The sequence below is a fragment of the Mucilaginibacter sp. AK015 genome (genome assembly GCF_014200785.1).
GTDB lineage: Bacteria > Bacteroidota > Bacteroidia > Sphingobacteriales > Sphingobacteriaceae > Mucilaginibacter.
On the sequence record NZ_JACHCV010000004.1, the window covers coordinates 509,245 to 531,683 of the forward strand.

The following is a 22,439-nucleotide window of genomic DNA, read 5'->3' on the forward strand; positions in this document are numbered from 1 at the left end:
AATAAATGTCAGAAGACAAATCCATAAAATTAATAAAAGCAGTAAAAGAACTGAACATTGGTATGGGTACCATTGTCGATTTCTTAGCTTCCAAAGGTTACAAGGTTGAAAAGCAACCCATGGCTAAGCTGGATAACGATATGTACACTACTTTGTTGAAGGAGTTTGCTGTTGATAAAATTATTAAGGAGGAGGCCAAACAGATCAAGATTGGCAACATCCGCAAGGAAGAAGGTGTTCAAACGCCAGAGCGCCCTGCAGAGCAGCCACGTCGTTCCCGGGATTTTGAGAACGAAGAGATATTGATAAAAAACACCGGCCATTTTACTTCGCCTCAGGCTGAAAAGCCTAAACCCGCCGAGCCTGTACAGGCTAAGGCTGAAGAGCGCAACGATGCGTTGCCTGGTGTAAAGGTAATTGGTAAAATAGACCTTAATAACCTTAATGCAAAACCGCCGGTTGAAGAGAAAGCCGCACCAGTTGCCGAAACTCCGAAGGCGGCTGAACCCGTTGCAGAAAAACCTGCACCCGTTGCTGAAGCGCCAAAAGCTGAACCCGTTGCAGAGAAACCTGCTCCTGTAGCCGAAGCGCCAAAAGCCGAGCCAGCAGCAGAGCGCCCTGCACCAGTTGCCGAAACACCCAAAGCCGCGCCGGTTGCCGAAAATGCCACCCCGGCATCAGACGCATCCGCAGTTGAAGGAGATACAGCTTCCGAAAGCGACGACGAAGTTATACGCGCGAGCGCTGAGCGGTTAAGCGGGCCAAAGATTATTGGCAAAATAACTTTGCCGGTAAACCAGCCAAAACGCGGCGGGCCGGTAGCCTCGTCATCAAATGCTGCAGGCAACGCTGCAGATCAAAAACGCAAACGCAAGCGCAAAGACCAGCAGGGCGGCAACGCCGGCCAGCAGGCACCGCCAAGCGGTACTATAAATCCTAACCGCCCTGATTTCAGGAACAGGCCGGCAGGCCCTCCGGGTGGCGGTAACCGCCCTGATTTTAGGGGAGGCAGAAATGCGCCTTTAGGGGGCCCTAAAGAAGAACCTACAGAAAAAGATATACAAGACCAGATAAAGGCTACACTGGCACGCTTAAGCGGGGCAGGTAAGTCGGGTAAGTTTGCGCAGCGCGCTAAGTTCCGCCGTCAAAAACGTGATGACGTTGCCGCAACTGCTGAAGAACTGGCAATGGAACAGGACGCAATGTCTAAAGTGATCAAGGTTACTGAGTTTGTTACGGCAAACGAACTGGCCTTGATGATGGATGTATCTGTAACGCAGATCATCTCGACATGTATGAGCCTCGGTATGTTTGTATCGATAAACCAGCGTCTGGATGCCGAAACCCTTAGCATTGTTGCCGAGGAGTTTGGATACCAGGTTGAGTTTGTGAAACCACAAGACGAAGAAGCCAACCTTGATCAGCCTGACGATCCGGCAGATCTGGTACCGCGCGCGCCGATTGTGACCATCATGGGCCACGTTGATCACGGTAAAACATCGTTACTGGATTTTATACGCAAAACAAATGTAATTGGCGGCGAGGCGGGTGGCATAACCCAGCACATCGGTGCATATGAGGTTACCCTGCCGGATAATAAAGGTAAGATCACCTTCCTGGATACGCCGGGTCACGAAGCGTTTACCGCTATGCGTGCAAGGGGTGCACAGGTAACGGATATTGTTATTATTGTTATTGCCGCTGATGATAGCGTGATGCCTCAAACAAAAGAGGCCATTAACCATGCACAAGCTGCAGGCGCACCAATTATATTCGCGTTTAACAAAATGGACAGGCCGGGTGCTAATGCTGATAAAATACGCGAGCAGTTATCAACCATGAACATTTTGGTTGAAGAGTGGGGCGGTAAATATCAAACCCAGGAAATATCGGCCAAGACCGGATTAAACGTTGATCTGCTGTTAGAAAAAGTATTGTTAGAAGCAGAGTTACTGGAGTTAAAAGCCAACCCTAACAAACGTGCCGTAGGTACGGTTATTGAGGCCGCTTTAGATAAAGGGCGTGGTATTGTTACTACAATATTAGTGCAGGCGGGCCGCCTTAAAGTAGGCGATCCGATACTTGCCGGTTGCTATAGCGGGCGCGTAAAAGCGTTGACCAACGAACGGGGCCAGCGGGTTGAATCTGCAGGGCCATCAACACCGGTACAGGTATTGGGTATGCAGGGCGCACCTACTGCTGGCGATAAGTTCAACGTGTTGGATACCGAGCCTGAAGCACGCGAAATTGCTAACAAACGTTTACAATTACAGCGCGAACAAGGGTTACGTACACAAAAACACATTACACTTGATGAAATTGGCCGCCGTTTAGCTGTTGGTAACTTCAAGGAGCTTAACATTATTGTTAAGGGTGACGTGGATGGTTCTATCGAAGCGTTATCCGATTCGTTGTTGAAGCTTTCTACCGAACAAATACAGGTTAACATCATATCCAAAGCCGTAGGCCAGATATCAGAATCTGACGTGTTGCTGGCTTCAGCATCAGATGCTATCATCATCGGTTTCCAGGTACGTCCATCAGGAAGTGCGCGGAAGCTGGCTGAGGCCGAGCAAATAGATATCAGGCTTTACTCGATCATCTATGACGCTATCAACGAGATAAAGGCCGCGATGGAAGGTATGCTTGCACCAACTTTTGAAGAGAAGATTGTAGCTAACGTAGAGATACGCGAAACCTTTAAGATCAGCAAAGTGGGTACTATTGCAGGTTGTATGGTGCTTGATGGTAAGATAAACCGTAACAGCAAGATCCGTATCATCAGGGATGGTGTGGTAATACATACAGGCGAACTGGCCTCACTTAAACGTTTTAAAGATGATGTGAAAGAGGTGGCTACCGGTTACGAATGCGGTTTAAATATTGCCAATTACAACAACATAGAGGTTGGCGATATTGTAGAAGCATACGAAAACGTAGAAGTAAAACGTAAATTGTAAAAGTAATTTTAACTATACTCAAAGGGACGGCCAATAGCCGCCCCTTTTTTGTTTATAAGGTTTTAAGGACCGGGAATACGTGGCGGCTTAGGAGCCTTGTGTGTCGACGGGTTACCACGTCGCTTCACTTCTCGCAACAGGTCTAGTGCCCGGTAAAGCGTCCACGCTTTACCGTTTTCACATTGTGAGCGTCCACGCTCACGAATTGATAAGTTTAATGTACATTTAAATACTTTGTTATAACATGCCTCGCACCGCGCCAACCAATGAACTTTACTTTGTTACGTTAACCGTTGTTGACTGGATAGATGTTTTCACGCGTCGCATTTATAATGACCTGATCATTGATAACCTTACCTATTGCCAAAAGCATAAAAAACTGCACATTTGTGAATATGTGCTGATGACTAACCACCTGCATATGATAGCCCGCGTAGAAGACGGGTCATTAGGAGATGTGCTGCGTGATTTCAAAACATTTACATCAAAGGCACTTATAAAGTTAATTGCCGGAAATTTACAGGAAAGCCGCCGCGACTGGATGCTGACCGCCTTTGAAAAGGCGGGTAAGGCAAATCATCTTAATGTTTATCATCAATTTTGGCAGAATGGAAATTATCCAGTATTACTATATTCTGCGGCGGTGATAGAACAGAAAACGAAATATATACATGATAATCCGGTTCGGGCCGGTTTTGTTGGCTCAGCACACGAATATTGGTATAGCAGTGCAAATCCTGAAAGCCCACTTATTGTAGACAGGTAACGGGAGCGTGGACGCTCCTGCCAGAATTCGGTAAAGCGTGGACGCTTTACCGGGCGCAGGGTGTTTATAAGGGTTTAAGGACCGGGAATACGTGGCGGCTTATGAGCCTTGTGTGTAGCCGGTTACTACGTCTCTTTCACTCCCAGCAATAACAGGTTTGTTTCTTAAAATCCTTTCTTTCTTGTCACCCCTGGCTTCCTGCTTTTGCCCGAAGGCCTGTCAGCCACTTCATCCGCGCCGTAACGTCGGGCCATTTTAGCTATCCGCTCCTCCATTGTTTCGGTGGTCAGGCGTTCACGGCCCAGGCTGTCAACTAATATAGGGAAGGCAAAAGGTGTTGGGCGTTCAATATTTTTAAGGATGATATTTTGCGTTTGGATGCGCTGCAAAGCTGCCCGCAGCCTAAACTCTTCCAGTTGAAACGCCAGTGCCTCGTTGTAAGCCTGGCGCACCAAAAGGTTGTCCGGCTCATATTCGTTAAACACTTCAAACAACAATGATGTGGATGCCTGCAAATGCTTGTTCTTTACCTGCTGACCAGGATATCCGGTAAATACCAGTCCGCCGATATGCGCTATGTCCCTGAATTTGCGGCGCGCCATTTCATTAGAGTTAAGGCTGTTTTGTATATCGCTGATAAGATTATTGATACTAAAGAAATCGGCATCTTCCAAAGCTTCCTCTATTGGAATGTCTTCATCTGTGAGCAGTTCAAAACCATAATCATTCATGGCTATCGAAAAGCTGGCAGGCTTTATCTTGGAGATGCGATAGGCCAGCAAACTTGCCATCCCTTCGTGCACCAGTCTTCCCTCAAAAGGATAAAATAACAAATGGTGCCCCTCGCGTGATCTGAACGACTCGATCAAAAACTCGTGCCGTTGTGGCAGATGGGATAACTGGGCTTGCAGATCAAATAAAGGTTTAAGGGCGCGTACTTCTATATCCGTTTCAATGCCGTTGGCTACCTCATCCAGTTTATCCCTGAATACAGCCGATAGTTGTGAAGACAAAGGCATCCTGCCGCCCGCCCAGCTTGGTATCAGGCCTTTTGTCTTGGTGGATTTTTTAACGTAGGCAGTCATTTCCTTTACCTTAACAAACTCAAGGCTCCGGCCTGCAAACCAAAAAGTATCGCCGGGTCTTAGCTTGGCTATAAAACCTTCTTCTAAGGTACCCAGGCTGCCGCCGCTTAGCCATTTAACACGGATACTGAGTTCACTGGTAATGGTACCGATGCTAAGGCGGTGGCGGAGGGCGACCCGCCGGCTATTGACCTTGAAAAGACCGTTATCTACCTCAACTTTTAAAAACTCATCGTACTGTGCAAGGGTTTTGCCACCGTTGGTAATAAAATCAAGTAGCTGGTTAAATTCATCCCGCCGCAGGTCCGCAAAGGCAAAAGTGGTCTTTATCTCCCGGAACAGCTGATCAGCCCTAAAGCCGTCAGATACGGCAAGCGTCACCATAAACTGTATCAGCACATCAAAGGTAAGCAGCATTGGGTCGCGGCTTTCAAATACACCTTTTTTAATGGCCCCTTTAAGCGCAGCGCCTTCCAATAGTTCAAGCGAATGGGTAGGTACAAAATATGCCTTTGATATAGCCCCGGGATGATGGCCGCTGCGCCCCGCGCGTTGCATAAAACGGGCTACCCCTTTGGGGCTGCCTACCTGCACGACCGTATCCACAGGGCGGAAATCTACCCCAAGATCAAGGCTTGATGTGCAAACCACAACCTTTAATGCTTCTGCATGCAGGGCTTGCTCTACCCAGTTACGCAATTCATTGTCAAGCGAGCCATGGTGCATGGCCATAATGCCCGCATATTCGGGATAGTTATCGATTATGGCGTGGTACCATATCTCGCTTTGCGACCGGGTATTGGTAAATATCAGTGTGGTTTTACTTTTAGCCACTATCTCCATCACCTGCGGCAACAGCTTTACACCAATATGCCCTGCCCAGCTGTAGTTTTCAATATTTTCGGGGATGACAGATTCTATCACCAGCCTTTTATCAATATTGGCGCGCACCATTTTTATCTGCTCCGGGGGGAAGTCGTTCCCAAGCAAAACCTCGGCCGCCTGTTCAAGGTTGCCGATGGTTGCGCTGATACCCCAAATTTTAAGTCGAGAGTCGGAAGCCTTAAGTCTTAGGTCATCCTTACTCTCAACATCAGACTTCAGGCTTAAGGCTTTCAATCTGCTCAAGCCCAACTCCACCTGTACACCGCGCTTGGTGCCGAGCAACTCGTGCCACTCATCGCAAACCATTACCCGGAGGCCTTTAAAAACCTTATCATACTCCTTTTGGGCCAGCATCAGGTGCAGGCTTTCGGGGGTGGTGAGCAATACCTCGGGTAGTTTCTTTTTCAGGGCGGCTTTTTCGGCGGCGGACGTATCGCCCGTGCGGGTCATGATGCGCCAGGGCAAGCCGATATCGTCGCATACTTCCTGCATGGCTTTGCGTATATCGTTGGTTAATGCGCGCAGCGGCGTTATCCATAACATCAGCAGGCCGTTGTTCTTTTGGGTGGTATAAGTATCAGGATGGTTGTTTATAAAGTCTGCCAAAAAGGGCAGGAACAATGCAAAGGTTTTACCGCTGCCGGTAGGCGCGTTCAGTAAGCCCGAATAACCTGAAAGATACGCGGCCTCCATCTCTTTTTGAAACGGGAACTGCTTCCACTGCTTTTGCCTGTACCATTGCTGTATTACGGTTTGTCCTTTTGTAAGCATTGTTTATGATAACAAAATACGCTAATATTGGTTATAGCTATCAACTGTAAATTAATTAAATTGTTACAACCATGATATCGTCGCGATACTTATTTATACCCTTACTTGCCATTATTGTAATATCATGCAAGCAAAAGCCAGGTTCAACGGCCGATAATAGCCAGGCCGAAGATACTACCGTAAATAAGGTTGATACTGCCGTTGTTGACCTTCCCGGCGATAAGCCCATACCACTTGCCCAGTTAGTTGTACCGGGAATAAGCCTTGGCCAAACAACCATAAACGAAAGCAGCGAAAATATCTATAAACGTTTAGGCAAACCCGATGCCGGAGATGCGGCTATGGGTAAAAGCATAGCTACCTGGTATGCTAACCACGATACCACCGGCTATGTTACCCAAATGTATTTTTCGCGCGATATGGGGAACGACGAAACCAGCCGCGTTAAACAGGTAAGGGTTACCTCACCAGCATTTAAAGTAACCAATAAGCTGCATACCGGCGCGCCTTTAAAAGATGCAATGGCCTTATATCACCTAAAAAAAGTAGCGACATTTACCGATAAAGGAAATAGCCGCAGCCTTTATGACGACGCCAAAGCAGGCATCGGTTTTGAAGCGGATAGTAAAGATATCATAACAGGTATTACAGTACATGAACCGGGTAAAGATGTAACCACTACTTACCTGCCCTTCTTCGCCGATCTAAAACCAGTTAAATAAAACCGATAAAGGGGATCTTATTTGTGCGCCGCCAGGTAATCGTGTACTTCCTGGTCAACATCAAGGATATCAATATTAGGTTTGATGATGCGCCAGTTGCCGTCGACTAAAAAGTAAGTGGGCACGGTGGTGATCTTCCAGTTGGCTACATTTGGCGAATTGTTGCCTTTAAAATCAGCCACCTGCGGCCAGGTCAGATTGTTTTGCTTAACTGCGCGTTTCCACACCTGGGGGTAAGCGTCTATTGAAACACTTACAACGGCAAAATGCTTTTTATCGCTATCAGTAATAATAAGGCCGTTAGCAATTTTAGCATGGTTAGTCTGGCAAAGCCAATTGCCCGATATCCAAAATTCCACCAGGGTTAATTTTCCTTTTAATGGTAGCCTGGTAAATTCTTTGCCATCGGGCATTACGCCAACAATATCCGGGGCTTCTGAGCCTGGTAAAAGTTTTACCAGTACGCTTAGCTTATCGGCTACCGATTGCCCGTCGGGCGTTTTTTTGGCCTCATCAGTAAGCTTTGATAAAAGCTTGTTGTATTCAACAGGGTACTCGTCCATATACTGTAACGACATGATGTGGGCGGCAACAACGTTATCCGGGTGCCGGGATATATAAGCATCCAAAATTTTTGGCTCCAGTTTTCTTCTTTGAGTTTGAAGGTCGCGGGTTTTTTTGATCAGGGAGGAGAACTCTTTTTTTGACTTCCCTCTGCCACCACGCGAATCTAAAAAAGTAAGCAGCGAATCGATGCTGTGGTTTAAGTTACCCGCCAACTCGTTTTCGGTTTTATAATAATCAGAAAGCTGCTGCTGCGTTTTGGATGTAGATGTTATATCCGGATATACTCCTTTGGTATTAGCATTAGCATCGATAGTATAGCTGCCGTTTTCGAGGTAAATCTCGAAGTTGTTTTTAGCGCTCAGGGGCTTGTCGCCATCAATTATCGATAAAGTATAATATCCCGGGCTTTCGACAGGCGTAGTGATAGTAGCGCTGCCATTTGTAAGGGGCTGGGTAAGCAATTGCTCTTTACCCTTTGATAATATAATGCTTCCGTTTGTAACATGGGCCTTAATAGCAATTTCAAATTTCGGGGTATTATTACAGGCGACTATCAGAAAACAAAGGGTAATAAGGTATAGGTTATACTTCATAGTTTTAAATGTAACAAGGTGCCCTAAAATATGAAATATCCTGGCTTTACGGGTAAAAACGCGACCGTATCAGGTAAAAATATTGAAACCTAAAGGCTTACAAAGAAATATTCTGCTTAGACTGTTTCTAAATAGTTATTATCGTTCCATTAAACCGAAACCATTTCTATCTTTTGGTACTTTTGCCTAAATAAATCTGATCAATAATGAGCGAATTTAAACAAACCTTTAACTCATCACTGGGAAAAAAGCTGATAATGGCTTTAACAGGCTTGTTTTTGTGTACTTTTTTAATTGTGCACCTGGGCGGTAACCTCTTACTTTTTAAGCACGACCAGGGCTTTGCATTTAACAGCTACGCAAATTTCTTAACGCATTTTCCACCCATCGAAGTTATCGCCTGGCTGTTGTACCTGGCTATTATAGTGCACAGTATTTACGCACTTGTATTAACTATTAAAAACCGCCGGGCACGCCCTGTTGGCTATGCCGTTCATACCAAATCGCCGGCATCGTGGTCATCAAAAAACATGGGCTTGCTGGGTTCTATCCTGTTTTTGTTTATCGTTATACACATGGGCGATTTCTGGTTCACGTATAAGTATAACAACGTATTAGGTTTTAAGGAATACCGCACCAACCTGGCAACTAACGAAACCACGGTATCTGACTATACCCCTGCAACGCCTGACTTTGAACGGTCGATATCTACAGAGAACAACGTAGAGATCGTTCGTGTAAAAGACCTGCACGCGCGTATACAAAGCAGTTTCAGCAACATATTTTATGTGATATTTTACGTAATAGCAATGGGCGCGGTATCGTTCCACTTGCTGCATGGGTTCCAAAGCGCATTTCATACGCTGGGTTGGGTGCATCGAAAATACAAGCCAATAGTTTATTTCTTTGGCACCTGGCTGTTCGCGGTGATCATACCTCTGGGTTTTGCGCTGATGCCGGTAGTTTATTACATACAGAGTTTAAAATAATTTACGAATTGCAATTTGGATTGAACGGGTATTCGTAAATCTAAGATTGTAATTCTAAAATCGTAAATAGAAACAAATGAGTTTAGATGCTAAAATTCCGCAAGGCCCATTAGCCGAAAAATGGAGCAAGCATAAATTTAATTTAAAGCTGGTAAACCCTGCCAATAAGCGTAAGTACGATATTATTGTTGTGGGGACAGGTTTAGCGGGTGCTTCGGCAGCGGCGTCGCTTGCCGAACTTGGATACAACGTTAAATCGTTCTGCTTTCAGGATAGCCCGCGCCGTGCGCACTCCATTGCTGCGCAGGGTGGTATTAATGCTGCAAAAAATTATCAAAATGATGGCGATAGCGTTTACCGCCTGTTTTACGATACCATTAAAGGGGGTGATTACCGCTCGCGCGAGGGTAATGTTTACCGGCTTGCGGAAGTATCGGTAAATATTATTGACCAGTGCGTTGCACAAGGCGTGCCATTTGCCCGCGAATACGGCGGCTTGCTGGATAACCGTTCATTTGGTGGCGCGCAGGTGTCTCGTACGTTTTACGCCCGTGGCCAAACAGGCCAGCAGCTTTTGCTTGGTGCATATTCGGCATTGAACCGCCAGATACACCTGGGCAAAGTAAAGGTATACACCCGCACCGAAATGCTGGATGTGGTAATGATAGACGGCCACGCCAAAGGTATTGTTACCCGTAACATGAAAACCGGCGAGATAGAAACGCATGCAGGCCATGCCGTGTTATTAGCGACAGGTGGGTACGGCAACGTTTTTTATCTTTCTACAAATGCTATTGGCAGTAACGTAACGGCAGCGTGGCGCGCGCACAAGCGTGGCGCTTATTTTGCCAACCCTTGTTATACCCAAATACACCCCACCTGTATACCGGTAACAGGCGATCATCAGAGTAAGCTAACACTGATGTCGGAATCGTTACGTAACGATGGCCGTGTTTGGGCCCCAAAAACGGTGGAGGTGGCCGAAAAGCTGCGCAAAAAGGAAATAACCGCCGCCGAGGTAAAAGAAGAAGACCGCGATTACTTCCTGGAAAGAAAGTACCCGGCATTTGGCAACCTTGTTCCGCGCGACGTGGCTTCGCGTAACGCGAAGGAAATGGTTGACGATGGCCGTGGCGTTGGTGGATCTGGCTTTGCGGTATTCCTTGATTTTGCCGAAGCTATACAACGTTTGGGTGAGGATACCGTACGCGCAAAATATGGTAACCTGTTTGATATGTACTATCAAATTACCGACGAAAACCCCTACAAACAACCAATGCGCATTTATCCGGCGGTACACTACACCATGGGCGGCCTTTGGGTTGATTATAACCTGAGCACCAATGTACCGGGCTTGTATGCCATGGGCGAATGTAACTTTAGCGACCACGGTGCAAACCGCCTTGGGGCTTCTGCCTTAATGCAGGGCCTTGCCGATGGTTATTTTGTTATACCTTATACCCTGGGCGATTACCTGGCCACTATTGGCCCTAAGCCGGTCGATAAAAACCACCCTGCTTTTGAACAAACCAGGCAGGATGTAGTAGCCTATGTAAACAAACTGCTGGCGCTTAATGGTACAAAAACCGTTAACGAATATCACCGCGACCTGGGCCATATTATGTGGGAATATTGCGGCATGGCACGTACTGAAGAGGGCCTTACAAAAGCACTTGGCCTGATCAAAGAGTTAAAGGCCGATTTTTGGAAAAATGCCATTGTAACCGGCGAAAACGAAGAGTTTAACCTTGCGCTTGAAAGGGCCGGCCGCGTAGCAGATTTTATTGAGCTTGGAGAACTGATGGTTACCGACGCTTTAATGCGCCGCGAATCGTGCGGTGGCCACTTCCGGTTAGAATCGCAAACCGAAGAGGGTGAAGCATTACGCGACGACGAAAATTTTGCTTTTGTTGCAGCATGGGAATATAAAGGCGAAAACCAACCCGAAGAACTGCACAAGGAAGAGTTGGTATATGAAAATGTTAAGTTAACACAACGATCTTATAAATAAAGATTTGAGATGTTAGATATGAGATTTGAGCCCTTGGTCCTTTTCTCAGATCTCACGTCTTATATCTAACATCTAATAGGATGCACAACCTGAGGGAATTGAAAATTTGGAATAAAGCAATTGATTTGGCAGTTGATGTTTATAAAGCCACTTCAAACTTTCCAAATGATGAGCGTTTTGGTTTAACCAGCCAGTTAAGGCGAGCAGCAGTTTCAATTCCATCAAATATTGCAGAAGGTGCTGGAAGAAACTCTAATAAAGAGTTCTGTAATTTTTTAGGTATAGCAAATGGGTCATCGTACGAGGTACAAACCCAACTGGTTATATCAAACAAGTTAAGTTTATTAAATACTGATTTGCTGAACGGATTATTACAACAGATTGAAGAATTGCAAAAGATGAATTATGCTTTTCAGCAAATGTTAAACAAGCCGTCTCAAATCTAAAATCTCATATCTCAAATCTATTAAGATGAGTGGACACATGAACCTGACGCTGAAAGTATGGCGTCAAAAAAATTCGCAAACCCCCGGCAAGTTTGTGACCTATAAGGCCGAAAATATTTCGCCGGATATGTCATTCCTTGAAATGCTGGATGTGGTTAACGAAAGCCTGATCCTGAAAAGGGAAGACCCTATTCACTTCGACCACGATTGCCGCGAGGGTATCTGCGGGATGTGCTCGTTGTACATTAATGGCCGCCCGCATGGGCCAAAAAGGGCTATTACAACCTGCCAATTGCATATGCGTAGTTTTAGCGATGGCGAAACCATCACTATTGAACCATGGCGTTCAGCAGCGTTCCCGATCGTAAAGGATCTGGCGACCGACCGTTCTGCCTTCGACCGCATACAACAGGCCGGCGGTTACATATCTGTAAACACAGGCGGTGTGCCCGACGCCAACGTAATACCCATCCCCAAGGTAATTGCCGACGAGGCCTTTAATTCGGCCACCTGTATTGGTTGCGGTGCATGCGTTGCCGCATGTAAAAATGCTTCGGCAATGCTGTTTACGTCGGCTAAAATAACGCAGCTGGGTTTGTTGCCGCAAGGCCAGACCGAGCGTTACAGCCGTGTACAGGCTATGGTGGCACAAATGGATAAAGAAGGCTTTGGTAACTGTACCAACACCGGTGCCTGCGAGGCAGAATGCCCTAAAGAAATAACCCTGACCAATATTGCCCGCATGAATAACGACTTTTTCAGTGCCAAGCTTTTCCGCGAAGAGCACGCGCATGACCACACCGGCGGCGAATAATATTATATACAAGAACTCACAAACAAAAAGCCCGGCTGCAATTGCAGCCGGGCTTTTTGTTTGTGCTTGCCTCGGCAGGTTACCCGAGGCCTTAAATTTTCTTGATCGCGGCCAACAGGTCGCTCGCCTCCGGTTGTTTCTCAAACGTTTGCACCAGTTTACCACCTTTATTATAAATGGCAACAAACGGCGTATGCTTAAGCTGATAAAAACGCTGCACAGTATAAGTGTAGCCTTCGGTGCCTAAAATGAAATTAGGCCATGCGGTTAAGCCGTAATCCTTCTGAAAACTTTTCACCATCCTGATATCACTAAAAGTTATCATCACCACCTGTATATCCTTAAAACTCTTCATATAAGGTTTCATATCATTTATCAGCTTCTGGCAATGCGGGCAATCGGGGGCAAAGTAAATGATCATCACCGGTTTGTTCTTTGTAAGGTCTGCCGGGGTAACTGTTTGGTCGTTAGTGGTTAATATTTTATACGGAGGGATCGTGGTGGGGACAGTTTGGGCCTGTGTGCACGAAAAGCCGGCTACCACGATAGATAATAAGAATATGAGTCTCTTCATTTGTTTAATTGTCATTGTACAAAAAATTAAGCCTCCAGCATTTCCAGTTGCCAGGCAATATGTTCTTCAGTTACAGGAAATAACGCGTTATTGCGTATTGTATGATAAACGGCATCGAATATTTGGGTGTAATCGCCTTTTTTCGATGCTATTGGCTCGGTGCACTTTTGGTTATCTATCCCCACTGTTGTAAGGTGGCCCTCGTTGCCGGCCGGCTCAACCCCATAAGCAGGATCGGTTGGCATCATGCCTTTGTCCAACTGCGCCTCCTGCACATCAGTACGGTTTTTTATGAAGCTGCCGTTTTTGCCATGCACTACAAAACCGGGTGTTTCGCCGGCTATAAGCAGGCCTGATGTTAAATAAACATTGAGCTGGTTGGGGTAAATAAGGTGATAGTTGAAATAGTCTGGCACTTCAGATCCATCGCGGTATATACCCGTAGTTTTGCGGAAGGTAAGCGGCTTGCCGAATAAGCTTATTGCGTTATCAAGCAAATGCGGCCCCAGGTCGTAAACCAGGCCATTAGCCGGCGTAGTTTTTGTTTCTTTAAACGATTTTACGCCCAGCGCAGCTTTATACCTGTCCATCCGGAAAGTTACCTCAATCAGATCGCCCAGCCGGCCACTTTCAATTACTTCTTTGGTTGATAAAAAGCCGCTGTCATATCTTCGGTTCTGGTATATCATAACATGCTTACCCAACCTGCGGCCAAGTTCAAATAATTCTTTTACTTCGGCACCCGTGGCTGCAGCGGGTTTTTCTATAAGTACATGTTTGCCGGCGTTTAAGGCTTTAACAGCGTGCTCATAGTGAAGGTAGCTGGGCGTGTTAACAATTATCAGTTCAAGTTCGTCATCGTTTAACAAATCATCAATATTGTTGTAGCTGAGGATATCCGGGTATATGTTGGCCGCTTTTTTATCGTGGCGCTCAACTACAGCTTTTAATGTGAAGCCGGGATTGGTGCTAACGAACGGCGCATGAAATATTCGCCCGGACATGCCATAGGCCATTAAGCCTGTAATTATAGGTGCTGACATGACGGTAAATTTATCATATTAACAGGTATCAACATAAATTTTTCCAATAAAAAAGGGATAAGCTTATGCCTACCCCTTTTCATGTAAATTAGTTTAAGCTTATTTCATGCTGCTTTGTATCGCTTCAATTTTAGCTAAGTGCGCTTTAACTGTAGGCAGCGTTTTGGTAGCAAAAGCCATTAGGTCGGCGTCTTTACAATTTTTCGATGCATCTTCTAACATCGACACTACTTTTTTATGTCCGTCTACCATTGCGTCAACGTATGCTTTGTCAAAATCTTTACCCGATTTTGCAGCAAGGTCGGCAGCCATCTTTTGATGGTCAGCATCCGGTGCGGTTGGCAAAGTAATATTCTTTGTTTTGGCTATTGCCATTAATTCTTCATTGGCTTTGGTGTGGTCCATTACCATCATATTGCCAAACTCCTTAACGCGCGGATCAACGGCTTTCTCTGAAGCCAGTTTACCTGCCGCAACTTCGGCCATGCCCGCATTTGCGGCATCAGTAGCAAATTTTGCATCGTTTTCATCAACCGCTATACCGGTTGCGCCGGTCGTGGTGGTGTCTTTCACCGCGTTTACACTATCGGCAGTTTCTTTGCTGTCTTTGGCGGCATTGTTACAGGCTTGGAATGATAAGGCTGCTATAGCCATCATTGCCACTAAACTTAATTTTTTCATTTTTGTGGTATTTTTAGTTTTATAGTTAACAACGTTTATCCCAGATAGTTTTGTTTGAAGTATCTATCGTTTGTTTGGGTGCGTTATTGTTGTTATACCTTAAACTTTTATTATTTTTGACAACATAAATTAAACCATATGAATTTTCCGGCAGAGTTAAAATACACAAGCGATCACGAATGGATACGCGTTGAAGGCGATGAAGCTTACATCGGTATCACAGAGTTTGCCCAGGGCGAATTAGGCGATATTGTTTACATAGACATTAATACAGTAGGCCAGGATGTTACCAAAGAATCTGTTTTTGGTACGGTAGAAGCTGTAAAAACGGTATCTGATCTGTTCATGCCGGTTGACGGTACAATTTTAGAAGTAAACAAACAGTTAGATAGCCAGCCCGAGTTAGTGAACTCTGATCCCTACGGAGAAGGATGGATGGTAAAAGTAAAGCTAAACAACCCTGCCGATGCAGACAGCCTTTTATCTGCCGACGCTTATAAGGGCGTTATAGGCCAATAATTAATGAAACAAACGCTAAAATATTACGGGCCTGCTATTTTGTGGGCCTTTTTTATTTTGACAATATGCGCTATCCCAATGGGTGGTGTTGGCAATTCGCACCTGTTTTTTCCGGGGTTTGATAAACTGGTGCATTGTGGGTTGTTTTTTGTGCTTTCGGTTTTGTATTGTTATGGTAGCATCCGTAAATGGAAAACCCGTAGCATACGTATCGAGATAGCGATGAAGAACACCATTGTATTGATAAGCTATGGCGCATTAATTGAAATGCTGCAGCGATACCTTTTTACGTGGCGTAGCGGCGACTGGAATGATCTGCTGGCCGATGCTATTGGCGGCTGTATGGGTATATTTGCCGTGTTGTTAACCAGTAACGCTATCAATCATGAAAACAGTTAAATACGTTATTGCCGTTTTAGTAATTACGGTTACACTTTCATCGTGCGGGTTATTTAAAAAAGATTGTAACTGCCCCCATTTTGGCTTGATAAGCGACAAAATTGTACAGCAACACCATGTATAAGATAGTCCCGCTATTTAAATGCACGAGTATGCAGGCGGCTATTGATTTTTATACAGGCGTGCTTAATTTCAAATTAAAATACCCGCAAGCTTCCGCTGATGGTGTAGTAGATATTATTGCTGACGGAGCAGAGCTGCAGCTTACTGTTTACGAAAGCCCAACCCTGTTTAAATCGGTCGCCAATGTTTGGGTAAACGATGTAGATAGCCTTTTTAATTTATATGTAAGCCGGGGATTGGATATTACAGGGAAAGAAAACTCGCCGGTTCATCAGGGGCCGGTAGACCAGACCTGGGGCAACCGTGAATTGTATGTTACTGATGCCGACGGGAACACACTTCGATTTTGTCAGGAAGAATAAATCTTTACATTGTTCTTATTTGGATTTGTTATAAATAAGCTTACATTTGTGATCTAAATTAACGCAAATGACCCTGGAACAGCTTGAAGTAGGAGAAACCGGAATAGTAAAGGAGTTTACTGACCTGGAAATGTCTGTAAAGCTGATGGAGATGGGTTGCCTTCCCGGCGAACCTGTTAAAGTGGCCCGTGTTGCCCCTCTTGGCGATCCCATAGCTATCCATGTATCGGGTTACCAGCTAAGTTTACGCAGGTTCGAGGCGTCGACCATAATTTTGCAATAGTATTTCATTGAAAGCTGATATCAGAGTAGCGCTTGTTGGAAATCCAAATACCGGTAAATCGACACTCTTTAATGCATTAACCGGGCTAAATCAAAAAATAGGAAATTTTCCGGGGGTTACTGTTGATAAAAAAGTTGGCTACGCCCAATTGCCCGACGGCCGCCGGGCCGAAATTATCGATCTGCCGGGCACTTACAGTCTTTACCCTAAAAGCCGCGACGAATCCATCGTGTTCTCGGTACTTGCTGAAAAAGACACCGCCCTTACGCCTGATCTGATCATCGTAATAATTGATGCCACCAATTTAAAACGTAACCTGCTGCTTTATACCCAGGTGGCTGATCTGAAAATACCCGTAATTATTGCCTTAAATATGATCGACCTGTCTAAAAAGGCAGGAATAAATATTGATATAAATAAACTGGCCGGTAAACTTGGCGTGCCTATTATCCCGGTATCGGCGCGTAAATTGGAAGGCATTGGCGAATTGAAAACCGCCATATCCTATGCCAATAAATTCGCGCTGCAGCAGGAAAGTATCGACGTAACAGCTATAGCTCCAGGTATTATAGAAAGCATAAGCCACGAACTTGGTACCGATAACCCATACTTTGCGCTGCAGCTTGCCCACCAGCATGAAACCTTAAAGTTTTTAACGCCGGAACAAAGCAACCGGATAGAAGAACTGGAAAAGGAACACAGTTTCCACTCGCAAAAAGCACAGGCTACCGAAACAATCGCCCGGTACAACTATATAAACGACCTGCTTTACGATACGGTAAAAACACCGGTTACCGCGCACGATGAATCGATAAGTAATAAGATTGATAAGATACTTACCCACAGGGTTTTTGGCTTTATCATATTCATGGGGGTGCTGCTTTTTATGTTCCAGTCGATATTTGCCTGGTCAGCATACCCCATGTCGCTCATCGAAGACCTTTTTGTTTGGATGGAAGGCGGCTTGCGCGGCATATTGCCCGGTGGCCCGCTTGCTAACCTGCTGATAGATGGTGTTGTTGCCGGCTTAAGCGGCGTGCTGGTTTTTATCCCGCAGATAGCCATTTTGTTTGCATTTATATCGATACTGGAAGATACGGGCTACATGTCGCGGGTTACGTTTATGATGGATAAGATCATGCGTAAGGTAGGGCTTAACGGTAAATCGGTAGTGCCGCTCATTGGTGGCTTTGCTTGCGCCGTGCCATCTATCATGAGCACCCGCACCATCGAGAACTGGAAGGACCGCATGATAACTATTATGGTAACGCCGTTGGTAGCATGCTCTGCACGCTTACCGGTTTATACCTTATTGATAGCCCTTGTGGTGCCCGACCGTAACGTGTGGTGGCTATTTAACCTGCAGGGCCTGGCGCTTACAGGCATGTATGTGCTCAGCCTGGTATCGGCTATAATAGTAGCCTACGTAATGAAATTTATTTTGAAGGCCCGTGAGCGCGGATATTTTATAATGGAACTGCCGGTGTACCGCATGCCCCGCTGGAACAACGTGCTTTTTTCGATGTACGAGCGTTCAAAAACATTTGTGCTTGAGGCCGGAAAGGTAATTATAGCCGTATCGGTTATCCTCTGGGTGCTGTCGTCGTACGGGCCGGGAAACCGTTTTGCCAACATCGAAAAAAAATACCAACAGCCGCAATACACTCAAAGCATGACACCCGATAGCCTGGCAAGAGTGGTATCTACCGAAAAACTGGAAAACTCATACGCCGGCGTTTTAGGCCACGTGATAGAGCCGGTCATCAAACCCATCGGGTTCGACTGGAAAATAGGGATAGCGCTTATAACATCATTTGCTGCCCGCGAGGTATTTGTAGGCACTATGGCTACTATTTATAGCGTTGACGGCGATGCCGACCGGATAGACTCGGTGCAGGACAAGATGCGTAACGCCAAAAACCCTAATACAGGCGGCCCGGTGTTTACGCTGGCCGTGGCGTTTTCGCTGATGATGTTTTACGCCTTTGCCATGCAATGCGCCAGCACCGTAGCTGTTGTGTATCGCGAAACCAAAAACTGGCGCTGGCCCGCCGCCCAGTTTATTTACATGACGGTATTAGCTTATTGCGCCGCGTTTTTGGTATATAACCTGTTAAAGTAAGCTTTAAGCTTTCTGCTTTGATTTTTTCGCTTTCAGCCTAAACCGCTATCTTTGATGCAGAGGTAAAAATTGGATAAAGTAAAAGTATTAGAAAAGTATCTTCCGCCTGATGCGGCGCCACTTATTGGCCGCTGGATAGATTACTTTAAATGTGAGTTTAAAATTTCGCGCAACCGCGGTACTAAGTTCGGCGATTACCGTGCGCCACATGCCGGCAAAGGGCATCGCATATCGGTGAACTTCGACCTTAACCCCTATGCTTTTTTGGTGACTACCGTACACGAGTTTGCGCACCTGCATACCTGGAACGAACACAAGCATAAGGCCAAACCCCACGGTACCGAATGGAAGAACAACTTTAAAAAAATGATGCAGCCTTTTTTTGAGAAGGAAGTATTCCCGCCGGATGTAAGGCAGGCTATTACCGGCTACTTAAACAACCCTGCGGCTTCAAGCTGCTCAGACCTTACCCTTTACCGCTCGCTGCGTAAATATGATGCGCCAAAGGAATCCGTACATACGGTTGAAAAGCTACCGTTGAAAGCATTGTTTAAGCTAAAGGACGGCCGTATATTCCGCAAGGAAGAGAAGCTGCGCAAGCGCTACAAGTGTGTGGAGGTAAGCTCCAAACGCATCTACCTGTTTAGCCCTGTTGCCGAAGTAGAGGTAATACAGGAATAAATTATTTGAACAAGTTAGCTTGTAGCCTCACTTAAATCCTCCCCAAAGGAGAGGACTTGTTAGGTGTAGCCCTTCTCCTTTGGAGAAGGGTGGGGATGAGGCTACTACCAAACACGGCACAACAAGCCCTTCAGATATTCCCCCTCGGGGAACGATGCCCTCACCGGATGGTCTTCCGGCTGATGGAACTGGTAAATAAACTGCACCTGTTTACCGGCATCAAGGGCCGCCCATGCAGCCACCTGTTTAAAGGTTTCCATATCCATAGCGCCCGAGCAGGAAAATGTAGCCAGCAGGCCGCCGCTGTTCAGCAATTGCATGCCCAAACGATTAAGGTCTTTATATGCACGTGAAGCCCTGTCGAGCGCCGAGCGGGATGGCGCGTATTTTGGCGGGTCGAGTACGATGATATCAAACGTTTCGCCCTCATCCCTGAATTTGCGTAGCTGAACGTTTACGTCAGATTTAATAGCACTGTGCGCGGAACCTTCAAATTGGTTAAGGCGGATATTTTCTTCGAGCGTTTCAAGCGCCAGTGCAGAGCTGTCTACACTGGTAATCGACGCTGCACCGTTTTTTAGGGCATTTAAGGTAAAACCTCCGGTATAACAAAAGCAATCCAGCATTTTTTTGCCTGTGGCATAGGTTGCCAGTAGCTTGCGGTTATAACGCTGATCGCAGTAAAAGCCCGATTTTTGGCCTTCGGCGATATTGATGCCATAGCTGATGCCGTTTTCTTTCACCATTACCAGTTCGGGTGGGTGGGTGCCGGCCAGTAATACATTGCTGGTTTCTAATCCTTCGTGCGAGCGGGAAGCTGCGTCGCTTTTATCAAAAATGCTGGCTGGCTTTAACAGTGCGTTCAATTCATCTATAATCACCGGCATAGCATTTTGTATGCCCGATGTAAGCACCTGTACCGCCAAATGATTGGCATATTTATCAACGATAAGCCCCGGAAGATAATCAGATTCACTGAATACAAGCCTGCAGGTGTCCGTGCTGCCATCCGCTAAAATATGCGCGCGACCCGCAACTGATGTCCGCACTTTATCCCGGAACCAGTTATCATCAACCGCTACGCTTTCGTCCCACTCCAGCAGGCGCACAGCAACGCGCGACCGATCGTTATAAAAGCCGTAAGCCAGGAAATCTTTCTTGCTATCCCGCAGGCATATGATGTCGCCATTGGCAGGTTTGCCTTTAACCTGTTCTATTGCGCCCGAAAATACCCAGGGGTGTTTATGTAACACCGCTTTCTCCTTCCCCTTTTTTAATATAACGTCGATCATAGCTGCAAAGGTAACAATATCATGCTTGTGCTTTTTAGCATCAATATAAATAACACATCTGGTTGCTATTTATGTTATTAAACAGGTAAATTCACGGTTGTAAGCCCTCTATACTATGGAAAAAGAAGAATTTGGTACGGACGCCATGCCTCAAACCGGCCTTGAAGATCCGTCGCGCCGAAGTTTTATAAAGCAATCATCATTATTGACTGCGGTAGCATTAGCGCCGGCAACCGCCATAAAAGCGGCCGAAGGACATTTAGATGAACAAATAGCCGGCGCGCTCGAAAAACTGCCACTGCGCATGGAAGTGAATGGCGAAATGCACAACCTGTCGGTTGAGCCGCGCGCTACCCTGCTTGACATCCTTCGCGAAGAAATGGACCTTACCGGCACCAAAAAAGGCTGCGACCATGGGCAATGCGGCGCATGCACCGTACATGTGGACGGGCAGCGGGTGAACTCCTGCTTAACGCTCGGCATCATGGTTAACGGCAAAAAAGTCACTACCATCGAGGGTTTGGCCAAAGGTGATGAACTGCACCCTATGCAGGCAGCCTTTTTAAAGCATGACGCCTTTCAGTGCGGCTACTGTACGCCGGGGCAGATCATGTCGGCAGTGGCCTGTATCAACGAGGGGCACGCCAACTCTGAGGGCGAGATACGGGAATTTATGAGCGGTAATATATGCCGTTGCGGCGCCTATCCAAATATTGTTAATGCTATTACCGATGTAAAGAATGGAGGCATGGAAGCATGAAACAATTTCAATACGTAAAGGCAAGCAGTAATGCCGCCGTTATAAGCGCCATCAGCAAGCCCGGCACCAAGATCATAGCAGGCGGCACTAACCTGGTTGACCTGATGAAGCGCGGCGTAACCGCGCCGGATAGGCTTGTGGATATTACTCACTTGCCCATGAAAGAAATTAGTGAAACGATGGGCAATGTAATGACGATGTCTATTGGCGCATTGGCCTTAAATAGCGTGGTTGCCGAACATCCGCGTGTAAAGGAAATGTTTCCGTTGCTTTCGATGGCCTTGCATGCCGGTGCATCGCCGCAGTTGCGCAATATGGCTACCGTTGGCGGCAACATGATGCAACGCACGCGCTGCACTTATTTTTACGATACCGCCATGCCCTGTAATAAACGCGAGCCCGGCACCGGTTGCGGCGCACTGGGAGGCATTAACCGTATGCACGCCATATTCGGCACAAGCGAGAAATGTATAGCAGTGCACCCAAGCGATATGTGCGTAGCACTGGCCGCCTTAGATGCTAAGGTGGAGGTATCAGGCCCTAAGGGCACCCGTTATATAATGTTTACAGATTTTCACCGTTTGCCCGGCCTAACGCCGCAGTTTGATAACACCGTGGCAAGTAACGAACTGATAACCCGCGTTATCATCCCAACAAACAACTTTGCCAAACACAGTTATTACTTAAAAGTGCGCGACAGGCAGTCGTACGCTTTTGCTCTGGTATCTGTTGCCGCCGCGCTGGATATCGAAGGTGGTGTAATAAAGGATGCGCGCCTGGCAATGGGAGGCGTTGCACATAAGCCCTGGCGTTTATTTGATGCCGAAAAAGCGCTTATTGGCAAAAAACCAACCGAAGAAAACTTTGCGCATGCCGCCCGGGTTGCCATGCAGGGCGCCAAGGCATATAAGTATAACGCATTTAAATTAAAACTTGCCCCGGCTACTATTACCGAGGCCTTAAAACAGGCCTCGGGCTTAGCTTAATTATT

Annotated in this window: 21 protein-coding genes; 15 read left to right on the forward strand and 6 right to left on the reverse strand. The window is 46.3% G+C overall.

The window, feature by feature from the left end; all coding sequences use genetic code 11:
• The first annotated feature begins 5 nt into the window (after nt 1-5).
• Both infB and HDC91_RS17265 read left to right on the forward strand, forming a co-directional pair.
• Nucleotides 6-2,960 (forward strand): translation initiation factor IF-2, encoded by a 2,955-nt coding sequence (gene infB / locus HDC91_RS17260; protein WP_183554267.1) that lies wholly within the window; start codon nt 6-8, stop codon nt 2,958-2,960.
• 244 nt (nt 2,961-3,204) lie between these two features.
• On the forward strand, nt 3,205-3,726 hold the full coding sequence (locus HDC91_RS17265; protein ID WP_183554269.1) for a transposase: 522 nt from the start codon (nt 3,205-3,207) through the stop codon (nt 3,724-3,726).
• A 164-nt stretch (nt 3,727-3,890) separates the two neighbouring features.
• Here the strand turns inward: HDC91_RS17265 and HDC91_RS17270 are convergent, their stop codons facing one another.
• Nucleotides 3,891-6,467, reverse strand: coding sequence for a ligase-associated DNA damage response DEXH box helicase (locus HDC91_RS17270; protein ID WP_183554271.1), 2,577 nt, complete (start codon nt 6,465-6,467; stop codon nt 3,891-3,893).
• Nucleotides 6,468-6,538: 71 nt separating this feature from the next.
• On the opposite strand from HDC91_RS17270, the gene HDC91_RS17275 reads away from it, so the two are divergent.
• Nucleotides 6,539-7,189 (forward strand): hypothetical protein, encoded by a 651-nt coding sequence (locus HDC91_RS17275; RefSeq protein ID WP_183554273.1) that lies wholly within the window; start codon nt 6,539-6,541, stop codon nt 7,187-7,189.
• Nucleotides 7,190-7,206: 17 nt separating this feature from the next.
• On the opposite strand, the gene HDC91_RS17280 is transcribed toward HDC91_RS17275, so the two are convergent.
• The gene (locus HDC91_RS17280) at nt 7,207-8,349 is read right to left on the reverse strand and encodes a peroxiredoxin (RefSeq protein WP_183554275.1); all 1,143 of its coding nucleotides are present in this window, start codon (nt 8,347-8,349) and stop codon (nt 7,207-7,209) included.
• Nucleotides 8,350-8,555: 206 nt separating this feature from the next.
• Between HDC91_RS17280 and HDC91_RS17285 the strand changes: the two genes are divergently transcribed.
• The 4 genes from HDC91_RS17285 to HDC91_RS17300 all read left to right on the forward strand — a co-directional run bounded on the left by HDC91_RS17285 (nt 8,556) and on the right by HDC91_RS17300 (nt 12,609).
• Nucleotides 8,556-9,338: a succinate dehydrogenase cytochrome b subunit gene (locus tag HDC91_RS17285; protein ID WP_183554277.1), complete on the forward strand. Its 783-nt coding sequence runs from the start codon at nt 8,556-8,558 to the stop codon at nt 9,336-9,338.
• Between the two features lie 76 nt (nt 9,339-9,414).
• Nucleotides 9,415-11,349, forward strand: coding sequence for a fumarate reductase/succinate dehydrogenase flavoprotein subunit (locus HDC91_RS17290; protein ID WP_183554279.1), 1,935 nt, complete (start codon nt 9,415-9,417; stop codon nt 11,347-11,349).
• 80 nt (nt 11,350-11,429) lie between these two features.
• Nucleotides 11,430-11,795 carry a four helix bundle protein gene (locus HDC91_RS17295; RefSeq protein WP_183554280.1) on the forward strand — a complete coding sequence of 122 codons (366 nt, stop codon included), beginning with the start codon at nt 11,430-11,432 and terminating at the stop codon, nt 11,793-11,795.
• A 25-nt stretch (nt 11,796-11,820) separates the two neighbouring features.
• Nucleotides 11,821-12,609 (forward strand): succinate dehydrogenase/fumarate reductase iron-sulfur subunit, encoded by a 789-nt coding sequence (locus HDC91_RS17300; protein WP_202925378.1) that lies wholly within the window; start codon nt 11,821-11,823, stop codon nt 12,607-12,609.
• Between the two features lie 91 nt (nt 12,610-12,700).
• Here HDC91_RS17300 and HDC91_RS17305 read toward each other — a convergent pair whose 3' ends face one another.
• The 3 genes from HDC91_RS17305 to HDC91_RS17315 all read right to left on the reverse strand — a co-directional run bounded on the left by HDC91_RS17305 (nt 12,701) and on the right by HDC91_RS17315 (nt 14,907).
• On the reverse strand, nt 12,701-13,183 hold the full coding sequence (locus HDC91_RS17305) for a thioredoxin family protein (RefSeq protein ID WP_183554282.1): 483 nt from the start codon (nt 13,181-13,183) through the stop codon (nt 12,701-12,703).
• Between the two features lie 26 nt (nt 13,184-13,209).
• Nucleotides 13,210-14,226, reverse strand: a complete 1,017-nt coding sequence (locus HDC91_RS17310) for a Gfo/Idh/MocA family oxidoreductase (protein WP_183554284.1) — start codon at nt 14,224-14,226, stop codon at nt 13,210-13,212.
• A gap of 99 nt (nt 14,227-14,325) precedes the next feature.
• Nucleotides 14,326-14,907, reverse strand: coding sequence for a DUF4142 domain-containing protein (locus HDC91_RS17315; protein ID WP_183554286.1), 582 nt, complete (start codon nt 14,905-14,907; stop codon nt 14,326-14,328).
• 138 nt (nt 14,908-15,045) lie between these two features.
• On the opposite strand from HDC91_RS17315, the gene gcvH reads away from it, so the two are divergent.
• The 6 genes from gcvH (at nt 15,046) to HDC91_RS17345 (ending at nt 19,396) form a co-directional block, all read left to right on the forward strand.
• Nucleotides 15,046-15,426, forward strand: a complete 381-nt coding sequence (gene gcvH / locus HDC91_RS17320) for a glycine cleavage system protein GcvH (RefSeq protein WP_162430157.1) — start codon at nt 15,046-15,048, stop codon at nt 15,424-15,426.
• Between the two features lie 3 nt (nt 15,427-15,429).
• A complete protein-coding gene (locus tag HDC91_RS17325; protein WP_183554288.1) occupies nt 15,430-15,825 on the forward strand; it encodes a VanZ family protein in 396 nt (131 codons plus the stop codon).
• Between the two features lie 116 nt (nt 15,826-15,941).
• Nucleotides 15,942-16,310, forward strand: coding sequence for a VOC family protein (locus tag HDC91_RS17330; RefSeq protein WP_183554290.1), 369 nt, complete (start codon nt 15,942-15,944; stop codon nt 16,308-16,310).
• Between the two features lie 67 nt (nt 16,311-16,377).
• The gene (locus HDC91_RS17335) at nt 16,378-16,593 is read left to right on the forward strand and encodes a ferrous iron transport protein A (RefSeq protein ID WP_162430160.1); all 216 of its coding nucleotides are present in this window, start codon (nt 16,378-16,380) and stop codon (nt 16,591-16,593) included.
• A gap of 7 nt (nt 16,594-16,600) precedes the next feature.
• Complete coding sequence (gene feoB / locus HDC91_RS17340; protein WP_183554292.1) at nt 16,601-18,715, forward strand: ferrous iron transport protein B; 2,115 nt, start codon at nt 16,601-16,603, stop codon at nt 18,713-18,715.
• Nucleotides 18,716-18,784: 69 nt separating this feature from the next.
• Nucleotides 18,785-19,396 (forward strand): SprT-like domain-containing protein, encoded by a 612-nt coding sequence (locus tag HDC91_RS17345; protein ID WP_183554294.1) that lies wholly within the window; start codon nt 18,785-18,787, stop codon nt 19,394-19,396.
• 104 nt (nt 19,397-19,500) lie between these two features.
• Here the strand turns inward: HDC91_RS17345 and HDC91_RS17350 are convergent, their stop codons facing one another.
• Nucleotides 19,501-20,688 (reverse strand): class I SAM-dependent rRNA methyltransferase, encoded by a 1,188-nt coding sequence (locus tag HDC91_RS17350; RefSeq protein WP_183554296.1) that lies wholly within the window; start codon nt 20,686-20,688, stop codon nt 19,501-19,503.
• Nucleotides 20,689-20,803: 115 nt separating this feature from the next.
• On the opposite strand from HDC91_RS17350, the gene HDC91_RS17355 reads away from it, so the two are divergent.
• Nucleotides 20,804-21,448 (forward strand): (2Fe-2S)-binding protein, encoded by a 645-nt coding sequence (locus HDC91_RS17355; protein ID WP_183554298.1) that lies wholly within the window; start codon nt 20,804-20,806, stop codon nt 21,446-21,448.
• Nucleotides 21,445-22,434, forward strand: a complete 990-nt coding sequence (locus HDC91_RS17360) for a xanthine dehydrogenase family protein subunit M (protein WP_183554300.1) — start codon at nt 21,445-21,447, stop codon at nt 22,432-22,434. The genes HDC91_RS17355 and HDC91_RS17360 overlap by 4 nt, the downstream gene beginning before the upstream one ends.
• Nucleotides 22,435-22,439: the final 5 nt, after the last annotated feature.

Bases quoted from the DNA above. Each gene is read 5' to 3' on its own strand.
- infB (WP_183554267.1), top strand. From the start codon at position 6: ATGTCAGAAGACAAATCCATAAAATTAATAAAAGCAGTAAAAGAACTG.
- HDC91_RS17265 (WP_183554269.1), top strand. From the start codon at position 3,205: ATGCCTCGCACCGCGCCAACCAATGAACTTTACTTTGTTACGTTAACC.
- HDC91_RS17270 (WP_183554271.1), bottom strand. From the start codon at position 6,467: ATGCTTACAAAAGGACAAACCGTAATACAGCAATGGTACAGGCAAAAG.
- HDC91_RS17275 (WP_183554273.1), top strand. From the start codon at position 6,539: ATGATATCGTCGCGATACTTATTTATACCCTTACTTGCCATTATTGTA.
- HDC91_RS17280 (WP_183554275.1), bottom strand. From the start codon at position 8,349: ATGAAGTATAACCTATACCTTATTACCCTTTGTTTTCTGATAGTCGCC.
- HDC91_RS17285 (WP_183554277.1), top strand. From the start codon at position 8,556: ATGAGCGAATTTAAACAAACCTTTAACTCATCACTGGGAAAAAAGCTG.
- HDC91_RS17290 (WP_183554279.1), top strand. From the start codon at position 9,415: ATGAGTTTAGATGCTAAAATTCCGCAAGGCCCATTAGCCGAAAAATGG.
- HDC91_RS17295 (WP_183554280.1), top strand. From the start codon at position 11,430: ATGCACAACCTGAGGGAATTGAAAATTTGGAATAAAGCAATTGATTTG.
- HDC91_RS17300 (WP_202925378.1), top strand. From the start codon at position 11,821: ATGAGTGGACACATGAACCTGACGCTGAAAGTATGGCGTCAAAAAAAT.
- HDC91_RS17305 (WP_183554282.1), bottom strand. From the start codon at position 13,183: ATGAAGAGACTCATATTCTTATTATCTATCGTGGTAGCCGGCTTTTCG.
- HDC91_RS17310 (WP_183554284.1), bottom strand. From the start codon at position 14,226: ATGTCAGCACCTATAATTACAGGCTTAATGGCCTATGGCATGTCCGGG.
- HDC91_RS17315 (WP_183554286.1), bottom strand. From the start codon at position 14,907: ATGAAAAAATTAAGTTTAGTGGCAATGATGGCTATAGCAGCCTTATCA.
- gcvH (WP_162430157.1), top strand. From the start codon at position 15,046: ATGAATTTTCCGGCAGAGTTAAAATACACAAGCGATCACGAATGGATA.
- HDC91_RS17325 (WP_183554288.1), top strand. From the start codon at position 15,430: ATGAAACAAACGCTAAAATATTACGGGCCTGCTATTTTGTGGGCCTTT.
- HDC91_RS17330 (WP_183554290.1), top strand. From the start codon at position 15,942: ATGTATAAGATAGTCCCGCTATTTAAATGCACGAGTATGCAGGCGGCT.
- HDC91_RS17335 (WP_162430160.1), top strand. From the start codon at position 16,378: ATGACCCTGGAACAGCTTGAAGTAGGAGAAACCGGAATAGTAAAGGAG.
- HDC91_RS17350 (WP_183554296.1), bottom strand. From the start codon at position 20,688: ATGATCGACGTTATATTAAAAAAGGGGAAGGAGAAAGCGGTGTTACAT.
- HDC91_RS17355 (WP_183554298.1), top strand. From the start codon at position 20,804: ATGGAAAAAGAAGAATTTGGTACGGACGCCATGCCTCAAACCGGCCTT.
- HDC91_RS17360 (WP_183554300.1), top strand. From the start codon at position 21,445: ATGAAACAATTTCAATACGTAAAGGCAAGCAGTAATGCCGCCGTTATA.